Annotated in this window: 15 protein-coding genes; 7 read left to right on the top strand and 8 right to left on the bottom strand. The window is 71.2% G+C overall.

The genetic code is table 11. The features are described 5' to 3' along the window. Position 1: 1 nt before the first annotated feature. The 3 genes from cydB to ACFUN8_RS15870 are packed head-to-tail and all read left to right on the top strand — an operon-like array spanning position 2 to position 6,566. Entirely contained in the window at positions 2-1,003 is a 1,002-nt protein-coding gene (gene cydB / locus ACFUN8_RS15880; protein ID WP_383636824.1) for a cytochrome d ubiquinol oxidase subunit II, read from the top strand. A gap of 36 nt (positions 1,004-1,039) precedes the next feature. Beyond that, entirely contained in the window at positions 1,040-4,654 is a 3,615-nt protein-coding gene (cydD, locus tag ACFUN8_RS15875) for a thiol reductant ABC exporter subunit CydD (RefSeq protein WP_383636821.1), read from the top strand. 49 nt (positions 4,655-4,703) lie between these two features. Continuing rightward, positions 4,704-6,566 (top strand): GAF domain-containing sensor histidine kinase, encoded by a 1,863-nt coding sequence (locus ACFUN8_RS15870; RefSeq protein ID WP_383636818.1) that lies wholly within the window; start codon positions 4,704-4,706, stop codon positions 6,564-6,566. 60 nt (positions 6,567-6,626) lie between these two features. Here ACFUN8_RS15870 and ACFUN8_RS15865 read toward each other — a convergent pair whose 3' ends face one another. From ACFUN8_RS15865 to ACFUN8_RS15830, 8 genes are all read right to left on the bottom strand, one after another. Continuing rightward, on the bottom strand, positions 6,627-7,502 hold the full coding sequence (locus ACFUN8_RS15865; RefSeq protein ID WP_383636815.1) for a Cof-type HAD-IIB family hydrolase: 876 nt from the start codon (positions 7,500-7,502) through the stop codon (positions 6,627-6,629). A gap of 148 nt (positions 7,503-7,650) precedes the next feature. Further along, positions 7,651-8,553, bottom strand: a complete 903-nt coding sequence (locus ACFUN8_RS15860; protein WP_383636812.1) for an LLM class flavin-dependent oxidoreductase — start codon at positions 8,551-8,553, stop codon at positions 7,651-7,653. 174 nt (positions 8,554-8,727) lie between these two features. Next, on the bottom strand, positions 8,728-10,134 hold the full coding sequence (gene istB, locus ACFUN8_RS15855) for an IS21-like element helper ATPase IstB (RefSeq protein ID WP_383636927.1): 1,407 nt from the start codon (positions 10,132-10,134) through the stop codon (positions 8,728-8,730). A 370-nt stretch (positions 10,135-10,504) separates the two neighbouring features. Beyond that, positions 10,505-11,083 carry an RNA 2'-phosphotransferase gene (locus ACFUN8_RS15850; protein WP_383636809.1) on the bottom strand — a complete coding sequence of 193 codons (579 nt, stop codon included), beginning with the start codon at positions 11,081-11,083 and terminating at the stop codon, positions 10,505-10,507. A 186-nt stretch (positions 11,084-11,269) separates the two neighbouring features. Further along, positions 11,270-12,238: a MerR family transcriptional regulator gene (locus tag ACFUN8_RS15845; RefSeq protein ID WP_383636806.1), complete on the bottom strand. Its 969-nt coding sequence runs from the start codon at positions 12,236-12,238 to the stop codon at positions 11,270-11,272. Positions 12,239-12,261: 23 nt separating this feature from the next. Then, positions 12,262-13,200, bottom strand: a complete 939-nt coding sequence (locus ACFUN8_RS15840) for a metal-dependent hydrolase (RefSeq protein WP_383636803.1) — start codon at positions 13,198-13,200, stop codon at positions 12,262-12,264. A 62-nt stretch (positions 13,201-13,262) separates the two neighbouring features. Then, complete coding sequence (locus ACFUN8_RS15835; RefSeq protein WP_383636800.1) at positions 13,263-15,179, bottom strand: SDR family oxidoreductase; 1,917 nt, start codon at positions 15,177-15,179, stop codon at positions 13,263-13,265. Continuing rightward, the gene (locus ACFUN8_RS15830) at positions 15,179-16,027 is read right to left on the bottom strand and encodes a M24 family metallopeptidase (RefSeq protein WP_383636797.1); all 849 of its coding nucleotides are present in this window, start codon (positions 16,025-16,027) and stop codon (positions 15,179-15,181) included. Before ACFUN8_RS15830 ends, ACFUN8_RS15835 begins: the two co-directional genes overlap by 1 nt. 205 nt (positions 16,028-16,232) lie before the next feature. On the opposite strand from ACFUN8_RS15830, the gene ACFUN8_RS15825 reads away from it, so the two are divergent. From ACFUN8_RS15825 to ACFUN8_RS15810, 4 genes are read left to right on the top strand one after another with little or no spacing between them, the layout of a single operon-like run. Beyond that, the gene (locus ACFUN8_RS15825; RefSeq protein WP_383636794.1) at positions 16,233-17,294 is read left to right on the top strand and encodes an ABC transporter ATP-binding protein; all 1,062 of its coding nucleotides are present in this window, start codon (positions 16,233-16,235) and stop codon (positions 17,292-17,294) included. Then, positions 17,284-18,165: an ABC transporter permease gene (locus ACFUN8_RS15820; protein WP_383636791.1), complete on the top strand. Its 882-nt coding sequence runs from the start codon at positions 17,284-17,286 to the stop codon at positions 18,163-18,165. Before ACFUN8_RS15825 ends, ACFUN8_RS15820 begins: the two co-directional genes overlap by 11 nt. Beyond that, positions 18,162-19,073: an ABC transporter ATP-binding protein gene (locus tag ACFUN8_RS15815; RefSeq protein WP_383636788.1), complete on the top strand. Its 912-nt coding sequence runs from the start codon at positions 18,162-18,164 to the stop codon at positions 19,071-19,073. The genes ACFUN8_RS15820 and ACFUN8_RS15815 overlap by 4 nt, the downstream gene beginning before the upstream one ends. A gap of 26 nt (positions 19,074-19,099) precedes the next feature. Next, positions 19,100-19,819 carry an ABC transporter permease gene (locus ACFUN8_RS15810; RefSeq protein WP_383636785.1) on the top strand — a complete coding sequence of 240 codons (720 nt, stop codon included), beginning with the start codon at positions 19,100-19,102 and terminating at the stop codon, positions 19,817-19,819. Positions 19,820-19,854: the final 35 nt, after the last annotated feature.

The raw sequence follows: 19,854 nt of genomic DNA, 5'->3' as shown, positions 1-19,854 counted from the left end.
CATGGAACTCCACGACGTCTGGTTCGTACTGATCGCCGTCCTGTGGACCGGCTACTTCTTCCTTGAGGGCTTCGACTTCGGGATCGGCGTCCTGACAAAGGCGCTGGCCCGGAACCGCAAGGAGCGCCGGGTCCTCATCAACACCATCGGGCCCGTCTGGGACGGCAACGAGGTGTGGCTGCTGTCGGCGGGCGGCGCGACCTTCGCGGCGTTCCCCGAGTGGTACGCCACCCTCTTCTCCGGCTTCTACCTCCCGCTGCTGGTCATCCTGGTCTGCCTGATCGTGCGCGGTGTCGCCTTCGAATACCGCGCCAAGCGGCCCGAGGAGCGCTGGCAGCGCAACTGGGAGCACGCGATCTTCTGGACCTCGCTGCTGCCGGCGGTGCTGTGGGGCGTGGCCTTCGGGAACATCGTGCGCGGCGTGAAGATCGACGCGGACATGGAGTACGTGGGCAACCTGGCCGACCTGCTCAACCCGTACGCGCTCCTCGGCGGACTCGTGACGCTGACCCTCTTCACCTTCCACGGCGCGGTGTTCGCGGCGCTCAAGACGGTGGGGGACATCCGGATGCGGGCGCGGAAGCTGGCGTTCGCCCTGGGGCTGGTCACGGCCGGGCTGGCGCTCGGATTCCTGGGCTGGACCCAGGCCGACAGCGGTGACGGCGCGAGCCTGGGCGCGATGGTCGTCGCGGTGGTGGCGCTGGCCGGCGCGGTCGTGGCGATCAGGGCCGGGCGCGAGGGCTGGTCGTTCGCGCTGTCCGGACTGACGATCGTGGCCGTCGTCGCGATGCTCTTCCTCACGCTGTTCCCGAACGTCATGCCGTCCTCGCTCAACGCGGAGTGGAGCCTGACGGTGACCAACGCGTCCTCGACGCCGTACACCCTGAAGATCATGACCTGGTGCGCGGGCATCGCGACGCCGCTGGTGCTGCTCTACCAGGGCTGGACGTACTGGGTCTTCCGCAAGCGCATCGGTACGCAGCACATCGCGGACGCGCACTAGTTCTTTGTCGGGCACTGTGTTGGGCGGGTGTTTCACGTGAAACCGATCGATCCGCGTCTGCTGCGGTACGCACGAGCCACCCGGCGCTTCCTGGTGGCGGTGGTGGTCCTGGGACTGGCCGGTGCCGGGCTGGTGGTGGCCCAGGCGATGATCATCGCCGAGGTGGTGGTGGGGGCGTTCGAGGACGGACTCGACGCCGCCGGGCTCCGTACGCCGCTGCTTCTGCTGGGCGCCGTCGCCGTCGGGCGCGGACTGGTCGCGTGGCTGACGGAACTGGCCGCGCACCGGGCGAGCGCGGCGGTCAAGTCCGAGCTGCGGGGCCGGCTGCTGGAGCGGGCGGCCGAACTGGGGCCGGGGTGGCTGAGCGGTCAGCGCACCGGCTCGCTCGTCGCGCTGGCGACCCGTGGCGTGGACGCGCTCGACGACTACTTCGCGCGCTATCTGCCGCAGCTCGGTCTCGCGGTGGTGGTGCCGGTGGCGGTACTGGCGCGGATCGTCACCGACGACTGGGTGTCGGCGGGCGTCATCGTGCTGACCCTGCCGCTGATCCCGCTCTTCATGGTGCTCATCGGATGGGCCACCCAGTCCCGGATGGACCGCCAGTGGCAGCTGCTGTCGCGGCTGTCGGGGCACTTCCTGGACGTGGTCGCGGGGCTGCCGACGCTGAAGGTCTTCGGGCGGGCGAAGGCGCAGGCGGAATCGGTGCGGGAGATCACGTCCGAGTACCGGCGGGCCACGCTCCGTACGCTGCGCATCGCCTTCCTGTCGTCCTTCGCGCTGGAGCTGCTGGCGACGCTGTCGGTGGCGCTGGTGGCCGTGGGGATCGGGATGCGGCTGGTCCACGGGGACCTGGACCTCTACACGGGCCTGGTGGTGCTGATCCTGGCGCCGGAGGCGTATCTGCCGCTGCGGCAGGTGGGGGCGCAGTACCACGCGGCGGCGGAGGGGCTGGCGGCGGCGGAGGAGCTGTTCGCGGTGCTGGAGACGGCGGGGTCTGCGGGGTCTTCGATTCCGGCTGGGTCGTCGGTTTCGGCGGGGGCTTCGGGTTCGGCCGGTGGCGCTGACGTACCCGGCTCGCTGCGGCTGGAGCTGGACGGCGTGACGGTCCGCCACGAAGGCCGTACGGAACCGTCGTTGGACGCGGCCACGCTGGTGGTCGAGCCGGGGGAGACCGTCGCCCTGGTCGGCCCGAGCGGGGCCGGGAAGACGACGCTGCTCAACGTGCTGCTCGGCTTCACGGCGCCGACGGAGGGCCGGGTACGGGTGGGCGGGACCGACCTGTCGGACCTGGACCTGGACCGCTGGCGCGAACAGATCGCCTGGGTGCCGCAGCTCCCGTACCTCTTCGCGGGGACGATCGCCGAGAACGTGACCCTGGCCCGCCCGGACGCGGACGCCACCGCCGTACGGAACGCGCTGCGCGACGCGGGGGCGTACGACTTCGTGTCCGCGCTCCCGCAGGGCGTGGAGACGCCGCTGGGCGAGGACGGCACGGGCCTGTCGGCCGGGCAGCGCCAACGCCTGGCCCTGGCCCGCGCGTTCCTCGCCGACCGCCCGCTGCTCCTGCTGGACGAGCCGACGGCGGCGCTGGACGGCGAGACGGAGGCGGCGGTGGTCGACGCGGTCCGCCGCCTGGCGGTGGGCCGCACGGTCCTCCTGGTGATCCACCGCCCGGCGCTGCTGTCGGTGGCGGACCGGGTGATCGAGCTGCCGGGGCGGGTGGCGTCCGGTGCGGGGCGGGTGGGGGCCGCCGCCGTCGGTGGCGACGGGGTGCTGACCGTGCCGTTCGGTGCGGGTGGGACGGACAGGGCGCCCGGCCCGGCGGCCGGCGACAGCGGCAAGCCAGCCGGCGGGGACGGCTCCGAAACAGCGCCTGACGGCGGCAGCGCCGCGCCCCACCCCCACCCCCTCGCCCGTATGCGCGCCGCCGTCGGCACCCTGCGGGGACGGTTCGTGCTGGCGTCGGTGCTCGGGAGTCTGGCCCTCGGGTCCGCCGTCGGGCTCATGGCCGTGTCCGGGTGGCTCATCTCGCGGGCGTCCGAACAGCCGCCCGTGCTGTATCTGATGGTCGCCGTGACCGCTACCCGTGCCTTCGGGATCGGGCGCGCCGTCTTCCGGTACGCCGAGCGGCTCGTCTCCCACGACGCCGTCCTGCGGATGCTCGCCGACCTCCGCGTCTCCGTCTACCGGCGGCTCGAACGGCTCGCCCCCGCCGGGCTGCGCGAGGCCCGGCGCGGTGATCTGCTCTCCCGGCTCGTCTCCGACGTCGACGCCCTCCAGGACTACTGGCTCCGCTGGCTGCTGCCCGTCGGCTCCGCCGTGCTCGTCGGCGCGGGCGCCGTCGGATTCACCGGCTGGCTGCTCCCCGAGGCGGGCGCCGTGCTGGCCGTCGGGCTGCTCGCCGCCGGCGTCGGTGTGCCGCTGGTGAGCGGTGCCCGCGCGCGCCGCGCCGAGCGCCGACTCGCCCCCGCGCGCGGCCTGTTGGCGACCCGTGTCGCCGAACTCCTCGACGGCTGCGCCGAACTGACCGTCGCCGGCGCCCTCCGGAGCCGTCTCCGCGCGGCCCGCGACGCCGACGCGACGCTGACGGCCATCGCCTCGCGCGGCGCGACCGCCACCGCACTCGGCGGCGGCCTGTCCGCGCTGATCTGCGGACTGACCGTGGCGGCGGCCGCGTACGCCGGAGTCGGCGCCGTACACGACGGGCGGCTCCCAGGTGTCGCGCTGGCCGTCGTCGTACTGACCCCGCTCGCCGCGTTCGAGGCGGTCGCCGGGCTGCCGCTCGCGGTGCAGTACCGGCAGCGGGCCGCGCGCGGCGCCGAGCGGGTGTACGAGGTGCTGGACGCGCCCGTCCCCGTACATGAGCCCGCGCGCCCGGCCGCCGCTCCCGCGACGCCGTTCCCGCTGGAGGTACGGGGCCTCTCGGCCCGGTACGCGGGGCAGGAGCGCGACGCACTCAGCGGCGTCGACCTGACACTGACCGCCGGGAAGCGGGTGGCTGTCGTGGGCCCGTCCGGCGCGGGCAAGACGACGCTCGCGCAGGTGCTGCTGCGCTTCCTGGACGCGCGCGAGGGCGGCGTGAGCCTCGGTGGCACGGACGCGGCGGCGCTGGACGGCGACACGGTGCGGCGCTTCGTCGGGCTGTGCGCGCAGGACGCGCATCTCTTCGACAGTTCCGTACGGGAGAACCTCGCCCTCGCCCGCAAGGACGCGACCGACGACGACCTCCGCGACGCCCTGCGCCGCGCCCGCCTGCTGGACTGGGTCGACGCGCTGCCCGCCGGCCTGGACACGCTCGTCGGCGAGCACGGCGCACGGCTCTCCGGAGGCCAGCGCCAGCGCCTGGCCCTGGCCCGCGCGCTCCTCGCGGACTTCCCTGTCCTCGTGCTGGACGAGCCCGCCGAACACCTCGACCTGCCGACGGCCGACGCGCTGACCGCAGATCTGCTGGCGGTGACCGAAGGGCGTACGACGCTGCTCATCACCCATCGACTCCAAGGGCTCGACGCGGTCGACGAGGTGATCGTGCTCGACGGCGGCCGGGTGGTGCAGCGGGGGCCGTACGGCGAGCTGGTCGCGGTGGCGGGGCCACTGCGGAGGATGTGGGAGCGGGAGCGGGGACCGGTCGGCCTGGTCGGCCGACCCGTGTGATCCAGGAACCGACTTTCCATAACAAATGGGACTAACTAGGGTCAGGGCTATGACAGCGCCCGAACCCCAGGATTTCCACGAGGGCGACCCCGAGGCCGGGACCGACGCCGGAGTCGATGCCGGAGTCGATGCCGGGACCACCGACGGGGCCGCCACGCGCGACGCCGACGCGGCCCGTCGCCTCCAGGGCCTGTCCACCGAGCTGACCGCCCGCGTCCCGCAACTGCTCGAAGCCATGCGCTCCGTCGGCACCGGTCTCGAACTGCACTCCACCCTCGACCGGATCTGCGAGACGGCGGCCCGTCTCGCCGGCGCCCGCTACGCGGCGCTCGGCGTCGTGGACGAGGCCGGCGGCGGTCTCTCCGACTTCGTCACCTACGGCGTGGACGCCGACGCCGCACGGCGGATCGGCCACCGCCCGGACGGCCACAGCGGACTGCTCGGCGAGCTGATCCGCCATCCCGAACCGCTCCGGCTCGCGGACCTCACCACCGATCCGCGCGCCGTCGGATTTCCGCCCCACCACCCGCCGATGCGGACGTTCCTCGGCGTACCGATCCGCGTCCAGGGCGAGATCCTCGGGAATCTCTATCTCGCCGAGAAGCACGACGCCGCCGAATTCACCGACCACGACCAGCACTTGGTGCGGGTGCTCGCGACCGAGGCGGGCCTCGCCATCGGCAACGCGCGGCTGTACGAGGCGGCCCGGCAGCGCGAGCGGTGGATCGACGGCTCGGTCGCCGTCACGACCGCCCTGCTCTCGGGCGAGGACGCGGAGGAGGCGGAGGACACCAGGGACACCAGGGACGCCGGGGATGTCAGGGACCACGACCCCGTCCAGCCCGCCGACCCCGCCCATCACGCCCTCGCCGTCGTCGCCGAACAGGCCCGCAAACTCGCCGACTCGGCCGTCGGCGTCGTCCTGCTGCCCACGCCCGACGGGGGACTGGAGGTCGTCGCCGTATCGTCCGGCACCCCGACCGCGTCCATCGGCACCCGGCTCCCGGCCGGCAGCCCGGTCGTCGCCACGCTGCTGGCCGGCGAGCCCGTCTACGTGGCGGACGCCACCACCGACCCGCGCCTGATCTCCCCGGTGTCCCACCGCTACGGCCCGAGCATGCTGCTGCCGCTGCACAGCGACGGCCGGGTGCTCGGCGTACTCGCGACACCGCGTGCCATCGGCGCGCGCCCCTTCACCGAGTCGGAGCGCTCGCTCGCCATCCAGTTCGCCTCGCAGGCGGCCCTCGCGCTGATGATGGCCGAGGCACAGCGCGACCGGGAACGGCTCGCGGTCTTCGAGGACCGCGACCGGATCGCCCGCGACCTCCACGACCTGGTCATCCAACGCCTGTACGCCGCCGGGATGATGCTGGAGACCGCGCAGCGGCAGTCGGACGTGCCCGAGGTCCGTGCGGGCGTCGGCAAGGCCGTCGACGAACTGGACGTCACCATCCAGGAGATCCGTACGGCCATCTTCGCGCTGCAACAGGGCCCGGCCGAGGCGCCGTCCGGGCTGCGGACCCGCGTACTGCGCGAGATCAACATGGCGGCCGTGCCGCTCGGCTTCAAGCCCACCCACCGCTTCGTCGGCCCGGTCGACTCGGCCGTCGGCGAACTCACCGGCAAGAACCTCATCGCGGCGCTCCGCGAAGCCCTCTCCAACACCTTCCGGCACGCGCGGGCGTCACGTATCGAGGTCACGGTGGACGCGAACGCCGAACTGCCCGACGGCACACCGGCCGTACGGCTGTCGGTCGCCGACGACGGCGTCGGCATCCCGGAGGGCGGCCGGCGCAGTGGCCTGCGGAACCTGCGGCGCCGCGCCGAGTCGCTGGGCGGGTCGAGCGAGGTCGCCCCGGGCCTGGCCGAGGCGGGCGGGGGTACGACGGTGATCTGGCAGGCCCCGCTCTAGGACCTGTCTTCAAAGTAGCGCCGTCCGCCCGCAGGCCAGGCGGGACTTTGAAGACAGGGCCTAGGGGGTGCCCTCCGCCCGTGCGCGTGCCACCAACCGCTCGATGATCACGGCGACCCCGTCCTCGTTGTTCGCCACCGTGCGCCCGGACGCCGCCGCGATCACATCCGGATGCGCGTTGCCCATCGCGTACGACGTACCGGCCCACCCCAGCATCTCGATGTCGTTCGGCATGTCCCCGAAGGCGACGACCTCGTCGGAGGAGATGCCGCGCTCGGCGCAGCAGAGCGCGAGCGTGCTCGCCTTGCTCACCCCGAGACCGCTGATCTCCAGCAGCGCGGTCGGGCTGGAGCGGGTGAAGGAGGCCAGGTGCCCGGCGGCCGTACGGGCCAGGGTCAGGAAACCGTCGGGGGTCAGGCTCGGGTGGTGGGCCAGCAGCTTGATCACCGGATCGTCGTCGCCCTCCCCCGCCTCCTGAAGAAGCTTCTCCGCCGGGGCGACGTGCGCGCCCGGGTCGTCCTGGAAGGGCGGGTACTCGGGCTCGTAGCAGAAGTTCGTCGTCTTCTCGACGCCGAAGACCGTGCCGGGCGCCGCGTCCCGCAGTGCCTGTACGACGCCGAGCGCGGCGGCCCGGTCCAGGCCGCGGACCTTCAACAGCTCTCCTGCCCCCTCCGCGCCGCCGCGCAGATCGACGACGACCGCGCCGTTGGCGCAGATGGCGAGGCCGTGCCGGTGCACATGGTCGCTGACGACCCCCATCCACTTGACCGGCCGCCCGGTGACGAAGAAGACCTCGATCCCGGCCTCCTCGGCGGCGGCGAGCGCGGCGACGGTGCGTTCGGAGACGGTCTTGTCGTCGTGCAGCAACGTTCCGTCAAGATCGGTGGCGATCAGCCGGGGGCGGGCGGGAAGCGAGGAATCGGTAGCTGAGGTCACCCGTCCATCCTCGCGCACAGGAGTGCACGTGAGTGCGGAGGGGCGCACATATGAGATCCCGCTCATACGCCCACGGGACACCGGCACGGCTGCGCCGCAGCCGACCCGTTCATCCGGAACAGGTCGCGGCGACCGAACCGCGGGCGGCTCAGCGGAGCTTGGCCGGGGCCTCGGTGGCGATCCTCTCGAAGACCGCCTGGTCGACGGCGAAGTCGGAGTCGGGGATCGGCCAGTGGACCACGATCTCGGTGAAGCCGATCTCGCGCTGTCGGCCCGCGAAGTCCACGAAGGCGTCGACGGAGTCGAGCGGCCGGGAGCGGTCGGGAGTGAACGCGGTGAGCAGGATCTTGTCCACCTCGGCCACGTCCCGGCCAACCGCCCGGCACGCTTCGCCGAGCTTCTCGACCTGGCCGCGCAGCGCCGCGTCGGACTGCTCGGGCGTGCCTTCCTCGTAGAGCTTCGGGTCGCCCGTCGTGACCCACGCCTGCCCGTACCGCGCCGCGAGCGTGAGCCCGCGCGGTCCGGTGGCCGCCACCGCGAACGGCAACCGGGGGCGTTGCACACAGCCCGGGATGTTCCGCGCCTCGACCGCCGCGTAGAAGTCGCCGTCCCGAGTCACCGCGCCGTCGGTCAGCAGCCGGTCGAGCAACGGCACGAACTCGCCGAACCGGTCCGCCCGTTCCCTCGGCGTCCACGCCTCCTGCCCGAGCGCGGTCGCGTCGAAGCCGTTGCCGCCCGCCCCGATCCCCAGCGTGATCCGCCCGCCCGAGACGTCGTCGAGCGAGATCAGCTCCTTGGCGAGCGTCACGGGATGGCGGAAGTTCGGAGACGTGACGAGGGTGCCCAACCGCAGGCGCTCGGTAGCCGTGGCGGCGGCGGTGAGGGTGGGCAGGGCGCCGAACCACGGGCCGTCGCGGAAGGTGCGCCAGGAGAGATGGTCGTAGGTGTACGCGGTGTGGAAGCCGAGTTCCTCGGCGCGCTGCCACTTGGCGCGGCCTCCCTCGTGCCAGCGGTCGACGGGGAGAATCACGGTGCTCAGGCGCAGGCTCATGGCCCGAGCCTACGTGTCACCTCCCTGCCGACCGGGCAAACCACATGCCCTCCGGGGGCGACGGCCCGGTGCCGGTTTCGGCGCGGTGCGCTCGACACCCCGGCCCGGTTCACGTCGGCGCCGACGCGAGCGCCCTGGACGTGCGTCCTTGACCGTGAGCCCTGGACGTGAGTCCTAACAGACGGCCGGGGACGCGAATCGGAAGCCGCCGTGGTTGCGCATCCGGTAGTTGTCCCCCTCGATGCTGATGATCTCGGAATGGTGGACGAGGCGGTCGATCACGGCCGAGGCCACCGCGGTGTCGTTGAGGACGAGGTCCCAGCCGCTCAGGGGCTTGTCGCTGGTGACGATCAGCGAGCCGCGCTCGTAGCGGTGCGCGACGAGGCAGAAGAAGAGCTGGGCCTCCTGGGCCTGCAGGGGGAAGTAGCCCAGCGCGTCGACGATCAGCAGGGGGTAGCGGTCCAGCAGGGCCAGTTCCTCGGTGAGGCGGCCCGCGGCCTTGGCGTCGGCGAGTCGGGCGGCCCACTCGACGACGGTGGCGAACAGCACCTGGTGGCCGGCCTGGCAGGCGCGCGTGCCCAGGGCGACGGCGAGGTGGGTCTTGCCGGTGCCGGGTGGGCCGAGGAGGACGACGTTCTCCTTGGCGGCGATGAAGTCCAGCTTGCCGAGCATCGCCACGGCCTCCCGGTCGAGCGACCGGGGGTAGCCGTGGTCGAAGTCCTCCAGCGCCTTGGGGGCGGGGAAGCCCGCGGCGCGGATACGGGCTTCGGCGCCCGTACTTCCGGAGGGCGAAGCCGAAGCCGACTGTGTCGCCGAAGTGGGCTGCGTGGCCGGCGAGGCGGCCGCATTCGTCGCGGGGGTGGAAGGCGCCGCCGGCTCTTCGGGCGTGGCATCGTCGTGCGACCCGGTGGACGGCTTCGGGATCAGGCGCAGGTTCCCTTCTCCGTGACTGTCCGCATGGCCGCCGACCGCGTGGCCGCCGTTGTCATGGCTACGGCCGTCATGGCTACGGCCCGTATGGCCACCGCACCCGTGACCGCTCCTCCGTGGCTCCAGCATGGGGCCCGACATATAGGCCAGAATCCCGGCGGACAGGATGAAGGCCATATGGATCGCGGTCCCCCACAGCAGCGCGTGATGGGAAGTGTGGTGCACGTCGACGAACATCTGCAGCAGATGGACGGACGAAATTCCCACAATGGCGGTGGCGAGCTTGACCTTGAGCACGTTCGAGTTGACGTGCGAGAGCCATTCCGGCTGATCGCGATGGCCTTGGAGGTTGATGCGCGAGACGAAGGTCTCGTAGCCGCCGACGATCGTCATGATCAGCAGATTGGCGATCATCACGACGTCGACCAGTTTGAGGACGGCGAGCATGACGTGCGTCTCGTCGGCATGGCCGTTGATGACATGAACGATTAATTTCCCCAGCTCGTTGAAGAACTTGTAGACATAGACGCCCTGTGCGGCGACCAGGCCGAAATAGAGCGGGGCCTGGAGCCAGCGGGTGGCGAAGAGGGCGTATCCGAACGCGGCGGGCGCGAAACTCGCGACCTCCTTCGGGGCGCGGAACGAGCCCAGGACCGGAGCCGGAGATGAACGGCTGTGCTCGTGGGAGGATGTGTCATGACTGGGCAACGGCATCTCCAACGACTGCGATGACGGGTGGCTTGATCATTCTGGTGGGCCCCGCCGACGAATTTGAATTCGGTGCACTCGTTGGGATGAATAGAATTTCATTAGGACAAGAGCCGGTTCGTCTATTTGCGCGTCACGCGCATATCACGTGCTGTTTCAGCCGGATGAACGGAGCCCTTGGGTTATAGGAATGTGAGCCGCATTGCGCCCTCGGTGAAGCACAGCGGTGGCGGTTCTCGGTGTCATCGAGGACACCGATGCTCTCTCCGGAGAGCCGCTCGTGGAAATGCGTGAGGGGGAGGGCTCGCGCGGCTCAGTCGCCGAAGCGGAGGTAGCGCGGCGGTACGGCGTCGGCGAGCCAGACGCCGTTCGCGCTCACCCGGAAGACATGGCCGTCGCGGTGCATCGCGCCCGCGTCCACGGGCAGGACGACGGGCCGGCCGCGGCGGGCGCCGACGCGGGTCGCCGTCTCGCGGTCGGGGGAGAGATGGACGTGGTGCCGGTTCATGGGGCGCAGGCCCTCGGCGCGGATCGCGTCGAGGCTGCGGGCGACCGTGCCGTGGTAGAGGTACGCGGGCGGCTCGGCCGGCGGCAGGTCCAGGTCCACCTCGACCGTGTGGCCCTGGTTGGCGCGGATCCGGTCGCCCTCGATCGTGAAGCGCCGCTTGTCGTTGACGGCCACGACGTGGTCCAGCTCGGCGCGGGTGATGGGGAAGCGGTGGTCGGCGGTGGCGCGGAGCAGCGCCTCGACCTCCACCCAGCCGTTCGGATCGAGCGTGAGGCCGATCCGCTCGGGCTGGTGCCGCAGATGCTTGGAGAGGTACTTCGACACCTTCACGGTGCGTCGCTCGTCGGGCGTTCCCGCGCCCGGTGGTGTGCGTGTTCCGGTCATCCGCACAGCGTGCCCGGTGGCGTCGCGCGGGCGCCACTCATTTCGGTCCGGTCTCAAGCGCTTCGAAGGCGCATCGGCAGCGCCTCGATCCGATCCGAAAACGATCGGTGGTGAAATGTTTGATCCACAGTCAACTCAGGTTATCCACAGGCCATTTGATGAATCTGTGGACAACTGATGCCCGGATTAATCCATTTGGTCAAGTTGGGTGTTCTGACTGTGCGTTGCGGCGAGCGCGTCCAACGCCCTTGCCCGCACCTCCCGTTCGGCCGCCACCGCGATGAACTCCGGGGCTGCGGCCTGGCCAACCAGCTTCTGGACCGCGTCGATTGTCCCGGCGGGCAGGGCCACCGAACGGGTCTCCGGCCCCGACGGTTCCGGCTCCTCCGCCATCAGATGCTGCTGGAGATGCCGGGTCGCGAACAGCCGCATGGCGCGCGCCAGTTCGGCGTCGACCGTCTGCCGGGCGAGCGGGCGCAGACGGCGTACGAGCGACACCGCCTCGGCGGCATCGGCGTCCGTAGGCGGGCGATGGCCCAGATACCGCGCGAAGACGTGCTCGATCGTGAACTCCATGAAACGCTCGGCGATATGCTCGACCTGCCCGCGAAGTTCCCGCAGGTGGGCGGAGATCGCGGACAGCGGCACCCCGGCGGCGTACAACTCGGCGGCTACCGCCAGCTCTTGAGGGCTCGGTACGAGGAACTCGTCGTCCCGTCCCGGGACCCGCTCCAGCACCCCCAGCTCCACCGCCTCGGCGAGCGCCGCCTCGTCGGGCGAGCCGCCGAACCGCTCGTCCAGCTCCGCCCGGCTGATCCGGGCGGCCCGCTCGTCGGTCCACGGGCCGTGCACCTCGGCGACCAGGCCGAGCACCCCGCCGAGACCGCGCCCGGCGTCCCACGCCTCCAGCAACTCCTTGATGGAGGCCAGCGTGTAGCCGCGTTCGAGGAGGTCCGCGATCTGCCGCAGCCGGGTCAGATGCGCGTCCCCGTACACATTGGCCCGGCCCCGCCGCTCCGGGGTGGGGAGCAGCCCGCGGTCCTGGTAGGCGCGGATGGTCCGGACCGTGGCGCCGCTCGCGTGGGCCAGGTCCTCGATCCGGTACCGGCCGCCGGCCGGGGTCCGAGACGTACCGGAACTCGCAGACACGCTCACTCCTCCCACGGTCCCGGCACGCGCTACTTCAGCGCGGCGCGGCCGACCGCTCCGGCCGCCGCGCGGGCCGCCGGCGAGGTCGCCAGATAGTCGACGGCCCTGCGGAGCGAACCCTCCCGCGAGGGATGGTACGACCGCCGGAAGTACCGGGGCACCGCCGATCCCAGCTCCCGCCAGGTGGGCAACAGACCTTTGGATATCGCGCGGTTGTGCTCGCGCAGCGAGTAGCGCAGCCGGCCCGCGAGCTGCGGATCGTGCCGGATCAGATACGCCGCCCCGCGCGACCAGAACCAGAGCATCACCGGCGCGGCGATGACCATCGTCTCCAGCCGGCGGGCGTAGCGCACCGGATCGGGGCCGCCGCAGTGCTGGTACATGTCGAAGGCCACCGACCGGTGTTCGACCTCCTCCGCGCCGTGCCAGCGCAGCAGGTCGAGCATGACCTCGTCCGCCCCCGCGTGGTCCAGCGCGTCCGCGCGCAGCACCCAGTCGCCGAGGACCGCCGTGAACTGCTCGATCGCGGCGACGATCCCCAGCCGGAAGCGCAGCCAGTCCCGCGCCGGCCAGGGCGCCCCGAACGGCGGCTTCTCACCGAGGAGTACCTCGAAGAGGTAGTCGACGTGCCGGGTGTACGGCCCGGTGTCCAGCCGCTGCTCCGCCAGGTGGTTGAGCACATACGCGTGCTGCACGCTGTGCGTCGCCTCCTGGCCCATGAAGCCCTTGACGTCCTTGAGCAGCACCGGGTCCCGTACCAGCGGCAGGGCCTCCTTGAAGACCTTGACGAACCAGCGCTCGCCCGCCGGCAGCAGCAGATGCAGCACATTGACGACGTGCGTGGCGGTGGGTTCGTCCGGTATCCAGTGCAGCGGGGTCCCGCGCCAGTCGAACGACACCCGCCGGGGCGCGATCACATACCCCTCGTCCGGGACGGCGCTCCCGTCAGGGCCTTTGGGGTCCTGCACGGCGTTGACACCGTCCTCTGCGACGCTGTCCTCTCCGCCCTTTCCGCCCTCTCCGTCGCGGTTCACAGCGGCGGGTCCAGACGGGCGATCGCGCGCAGCGTCCTGGGCGCGAAGCGGGACAGCAGCCGGGCACCGCGGGCCTCCGGCGTGACCGGTACGACGGCCTCGTTGCGGACGACGGCCCGCAGGATCGCGTCGGCGACCTTCTCCGGCGGGTAGTTGCGCAGCCCGTACAGCCGGGCGGTTCGCCTGCGTCGTCGTTTCTCCTCCTCCGCCGAGACCCCGGTGAACCGCGCGGTGGCCGTGATGGCGGTGTTCACGAAGCCGGGGCAGATGGCGCTGACCCCGATGCCCTGCCCGGCCAGCTCGGCGCGCAGGCACTCGCTGAGCATCAGCACCGCCGCCTTGGACGTGCTGTAGGCGGGCAGCGCGCGCGACGGCTGATAGGCCGCCGCCGACGCGGTGTTGACGATGTGGCCGCCCTGGCCGCGCGCCGCCATCTGTCCGCCGAATATCCGGCAGCCGTGGATGACGCCCCAGAGATTGACGTCGAGGACCTTCTTCCAGTCCTCGCTCGTGGTGTCCAGGAACGGCCCCGAGAGCCCGATCCCCGCGTTGTTCACCAGGACGTCCACCGTGCCGTACTCGGAGGCGACCTTCTCCGCCAGCTTCTCCATCGCCTCCTCGTCGCTGACGTCGACGGTCTCGGCCCAGGCCCGTGGCGCCCCGATCAGCCGGGCCATCTCGGCGGTCCTGGCGGCCCCTTCGGCGTCGCGGTCGACCACGACGACCCGGGCGCCCGACTCGGCGAACGCGAACGCCGTGGCCCGTCCGATGCCGCTCGCCGCGCCGGTCACCAGGACGAGCTGCCCGCCGAACCGCTCCCCGTAGGGCCCGCTCGCGACCAGGTCCCGCGCCCGGCGGGCCCGGCTCTCCCGGCGGGCCTTGCCGGCGGGCCCCACGGCGTCCGCGTCGTCCCCGTGCTCCGGTTCGGGCTCGTGCGCCGTGACGAACTCCGTGATCCAGGTGGCCAGTTGGTCCGGTCGCGTACGCGGCACCCAGTGCTTCGCCGGGAGCGTACGCCGCACCAGCTGCGGCACCCACCGGTCCAGATCGTCGTAGAGCCGCTCGGACAGGAAGACGTCCCCGGTCGGGGTGATCAGCTGGACCGGCGTGTGCGCGTGCGCGTCGGCGCGCGGTCTGCGCAGCCGGGCGTTGACGTTGTCCCGGTAGAGCCAGGCGCCGTGGGCGGCGTCGTCGGGCAGCGAGGCGGTCGGATACGCGGCCCGCGCCATGGTCCCCGGGTCCCCGGCCCCCGTGCCGTCGGCCGCTGTCGCGGGCCGCCGCCCCGACGGCACCTTCTCGAACCGCTCAAGGATCTTCGGCCACCGCCTGCCGAGCGGCCCGCGCCAGGCCAGTTCGGGCAGGACCGGCGTCTGCAGCAGGTACACGTACCAGGACTTGGCGCCCTGGCCGAGCAGTTGGCCCAGCGCGCGCGGTGTGGGCCGGGTCATCCGCCGCTTGATCCAGTGCCCGAAGTGGTCCAGCGACGGCCCCGACATCGAGGTGAAGGAGGCGATACGGCCCGCTGTGCGCCGTACGGTCACGAACTCCCAGCCCTGGACGGAACCCCAGTCGTGCCCCACCAGATGGACCGGCCGGTGCGGGCTCACCGCGTCGGCGACCGCCAGGAAGTCGTCCGTCAGCTTCTCCAGGGTGAAGCCGCCGCGCAGCGGCTTCGGCGCCGTCGACCCGCCGTGCCCCCGGACGTCGTACAGCACCACATGGAACCGCTCGGCCAGCCGCTCCGCGACCAGGGACCAGACCTCCTTGCTGTCCGGATAGCCGTGCACGAGCACGACCGTCGGCCGCGTCGGATCACCCAGCTCGGCCACGCACAGATCGATCCCGCCCGTGCGCACCCGGCGTTCACGCGCCCCGGCCGGCCCGGCCGGCGACGGAACTGACTGAAGCGACATCACGCACCCTCCGCCCAACGCCGCACATGCGGCAGATCGTCATCCAGCCAGAACGCGCTCTCGGCCGGGTCCCTGGAGTCGGTGACCACCAGGATCTCCTCGAACTTGGCCCCCGTGCCCCGGAATCCGAGGTGCGGCTCGACCGCCCACAGCCCCGGTCTCGGCGGGTGGTCGGAGAATCCGTACGGGCTCCACAGCGGCGACCAGCCGTCCCGGTGCCCGTGCAGCGCGTCGCGCGCCAGGCCCTTGAGCGCCTGCGTACCGAAACCGAGGACCTGCGGCGACCAGCGCCGGTCCGTCACGCGGTCGACCTTGTGGGCGATCACACCGAAGGGGTAGGCCCGGTGTCTGTTCTCGTACCCCTGGCGGACCATCAGCCGGTCCACGTTCTCGTAGATCTCCCGCAGCGGGCGCCGCTCGCGCACCTCGCGCAGCAGCAGCTCGCGGTGCGCCCGGAGATCGGTGAGCAGCTTGTCGTGCAGCGGGGCGGGGCCGGGGCCCAGACAGCCCGAGTAGCCGACGTCGGCGGGGAAACCCCGGTGGACCGGCGCCAGATCGAGGATGAACGGCATGCCCTCCGCCAGCCTGCGGTTGGTGGGGAAGAACTGGAGCGGGATCCGGAACCCCGTGAAGGCCGTACGGTCCCCGAACCAGGCGAAGGGCAGATGGAACCAGTCGCGCACCCCGCGCGCCCGCAACCAGTCGCGCTGCATCCGGGCGGCCTCGCGCTCCGTGACTCCCGGCCGCAGGCGCGCGGCCACCGCTTCCGCGCACTCGTACGCGAGGCGCTGCGCGGATCTGAATCCCCGCAGCTCCGCGGTCTGTTCGCCCTTCACCGCTGAAGCCATGCCACCCCTCCGTGCCGTGTGCGGTACGCGTCCGTAACGTGACACTGATGAATGTGACAATGTCCGGCGGCTGCGTCAAGGGGCCCGCCCAGCCTGTGGATAACTCGCCGACCCCGGAACTTTCGGCCTAACTTTTTATGCTGCCCTTACGGGTCCGTACGCCTCAAGACGGACCCCGAGACAGCCGCCAGGGCTGACGTCCGCTGTGGGGCACACCACTACCGTCTTAAACGTGACTGTGATCGCTACTGAAGGCCTGAGTAAGCGGTTCCCCCGGGTAACCGCGCTTGACCGGCTCTCCTTGGACATCGGACCGGGTGTGACCGGTCTGGTGGGTGCCAACGGAGCCGGCAAGTCCACCATGATCAAGATCCTGCTGGGTCTGTCCCCCGCCACGGAAGGCCGGGCCACCGTGCTCGGGTTCGACGTCGCCACCCATGGCGCCGCCATCCGCGAGAGCGTCGGATACATGCCCGAGCACGACTGCCTGCCGCCCGACGTCTCGGCGACCGAACTCGTCGTCCACATGGCGCGCATGTCCGGACTCCCCCCGACCGCCGCCCGCGAACGCACGGCGGACACACTGCGCCACGTCGGCCTCTACGAGGAGCGGTACCGCCCCATCGGCGGCTACTCGACCGGCATGAAGCAGCGCGTCAAGCTCGCGCAGGCGCTGGTCCACGACCCCAAACTCGTCCTCCTCGACGAGCCGACGAACGGCCTCGACCCCGTCGGCCGCGACGAGATGCTCAACCTGATCCGCCGCGTGTACACGGACTTCGGCATCTCCGTCCTCGTGACCTCACACCTCCTCGGCGAGCTCGAACGCACCTGTGACCACGTCGTCGTCATCGACGGCGGCCAGTTGCTGCGCTCCAGCTCCACGAGTGACTTCACGCAGAACACGGCGACGCTCGCCGTCGAGGTCACCGACACCGACACCCACCCCGACGGCACCCGCGTCCTGCGCGAGGCCCTCACCAAGGCCGGACTCTCGCTCCACGTGGGCGAGGAGGACGGGCTGCCGGGCGCCGGCCACATCCTGCTCATCGAGGCGACGGGCGAGGAGACGTACGACGTCGTACGCGACACCGTCGCCGAACTCGGGCTCGGCCTCGTACGGATGGAACAGCGCCGCCACCACATCGCGGAGGTCTTCCGCGCGAAGGACGACCGGTCGGCCGCCGCCGACGGGCAGGCCGTACCGGGGCAGAGCGGCACCGCGGAACTCGCACTTCAGAAGGGAGGCGGCAGCGATGAGCACTGACCTCACCCAGATCCACAACATCGGCTACCGCAACTACGACGGCCCGCGGCTCGGCCGCGCCTACGCCCGCCGCTCCCTCTACTCGCAGTCCCTGCGCGGCTCCTACGGCCTCGGCCGGTCCGGCAAGTCCAAGATCCTGCCGATGATCCTGTTCGCCGTGATGTGCGTGCCCGCGGCGATCATGGTCGCCGTCGCCGTCGCCACCAACCTCAAGAGCCTGCCGGTGGACTACACGCGGTACGCGATCTTCACCCAGGCCATCATCGCGCTCTTCCTGGCCGCCCAGGCGCCGCAGTCCGTCTCACGCGACCTGCGCTTCAAGACGGTGCCGCTGTACTTCTCGCGCCCCATCGAGCGCGTCGACTACGTCGTCGCCAAGTACGGCGCGATGGCCTCCGCCCTCTTCGTACTGACCGCCGCACCGCTGCTGGTCCTCTACATCGGATCGCTGCTCGCCGAGATGGACTTCGTCGACCAGACCAAGGGCTTCGGCCAGGGACTCGTCTCCGTGGCACTGCTCTCGCTGCTCTTCGGCGGACTCGGCCTGGTGATGGCCGCCCTCACCCCGCGCCGCGGCTTCGGCGTCGCCGCCGTGATCGCCACGATGACCATCACCTACGGCGCCGTCTCCACCGTCCAGGCGATCGCCTCCGAGACCGGCTCGGACGGCGCCGTCCAGTGGCTCGGCCTCTTCTCACCCATCACGCTGATCGACGGCGTACAGACCGCGTTTCTCGGCGCCTCCTCGTCGTTCCCCGGCGAGGCGGGTCCCTCGGCCGGCGTCGGCGTCATCTATCTGCTGGTCGTCCTCGCGCTCATCCTCGGCTCGTACGCCGTCCTCATGCGCCGTTACCGGAAGGTCGGGCTGTGACCACCATCAACATCGAGCACGCGTCGCGCTGGTTCGGCAACGTGGTCGCCGTCAACGACGTGACGATGACCGTCGGCCCCGGCGTCACCGGACTGCTCGGACCGAACGGCGCGGGCAAGTCCACGCTCATCAACATGATGGGCGGCTTCCTGGCCCCCTCCAACGGAAGCGTCACCCTCGACGGCGACAAGATCTGGCGCAACGAGTCCGTCTACCGCAAGATCGGCATCGTCCCCGAACGCGAGGGGATGTACGACTTCCTCACCGGGCTCGAATTCGTCGTCGCCAACGCCGAACTGCACGGCCTCGGTAAGAAGGAGGCCCACAAGGCGCTCGCCACGGTCGAGATGGAGTACGCGCAGGACCGCAAGATCGCGACGTACAGCAAGGGCATGCGGCAGCGCGTGAAGATGGCGTCCGCCCTCGTCCACGAACCGTCCGTGCTCCTTCTCGACGAGCCGTTCAACGGCATGGACCCGCGCCAGCGCATGCAACTCATGGACCTGCTGCGGCGGATGGGCGACTCCGGCCGTACCGTCCTGTTCTCCTCGCACATCCTTGAGGAGGTCGAGCAGCTCGCCGCCCACATCGAGGTGATCGTCGCCGGCCGGCACGCCGCGTCCGGCGACTTCCGCAAGATCCGCCGGCTGATGACGGACCGGCCGCACCGCTATCTCGTACGGTCCAGCGACGACCGCGTCCTCGCCGCCGCGCTGATCGCCGACCCCTCGACGGCCGGCATCGAGGTCGACGTCGCCGAGGGCGCGCTGCGCATCCAGGCCGTCGACTTCGGGCGCTTCACCGAACTGCTGCCGAGGGTCGCCCGCGAGCACTCCATCCGGCTGCTCTCGGTCTCGCCCTCCGACGAATCCCTCGAATCGGTCTTCTCGTACCTCGTAGCGGCCTGAGCGCCCTGAAAGGAGCTGTGACGTCCATGTACGAACCCACAGTCGCCCGGCTCACCTACCGGGCCCTGCTCGGCCGGCGCCGGGCCGCCGTCCTCCTCATCCTGCCGGTCCTGCTGATCCTCATCGCCGTGGCCGTACGGGCCTTCAACGGCGTGGACGACCAGACCGCCTCGGACGTCCTGGGCGGCTTCGCCCTCGCCACCATGATCCCGCTGATCGGCGTGATCGCGGGAACGGGCGCCATCGGCCCCGAGATCGACGACGGTTCGATCGTCTACCTGCTGGCGAAGCCGGTGAAACGGCCGACGATCATCTTCACCAAACTGATCGTCGCGATCGCCGTGACGATGGTGTTCTCCGCGGTCCCCACCTTTATCGCCGGATACATCCTCAACGGCAACGGCCAGCAGATCGCGGTGTCCTACACGATCGCCGCACTGGTCGCCTCCATCGCCTACAGCGCGCTGTTCCTGCTGCTCGGCACGGTCAGCCGCCACGCGGTCGTCATCGGCCTCGTGTACGCGCTGGTGTGGGAGACGCTCTTCGGCAGCCTGGTCGCCGGGGCGCGGACGCTCAGCGTCCAGCAGTGGTCCCTGGCGGTCGCGCAGAAGACCAGCGACACGGACATGATCACCTCGGACGTCGGACTGCCGCTCGCGGTCGTGCTGCTGGTCGGCGTGACGGTCGTCGCGACCTGGTACGCGGGACAGAAGCTGCGCACGCTGACGCTCGTCGGCGACGAGTGAGTCCGGTACGCGGGTCCTGGCGCGGTGGCCGGACG

The sequence above is a fragment of the Streptomyces sp. NPDC057307 genome, assembly GCF_042667665.1.
GTDB lineage: Bacteria > Actinomycetota > Actinomycetes > Streptomycetales > Streptomycetaceae > Streptomyces.
The sequence above is the reverse complement of the archived record's forward strand: the minus strand, read 5'-3'. Positions and strand labels throughout refer to the sequence as shown.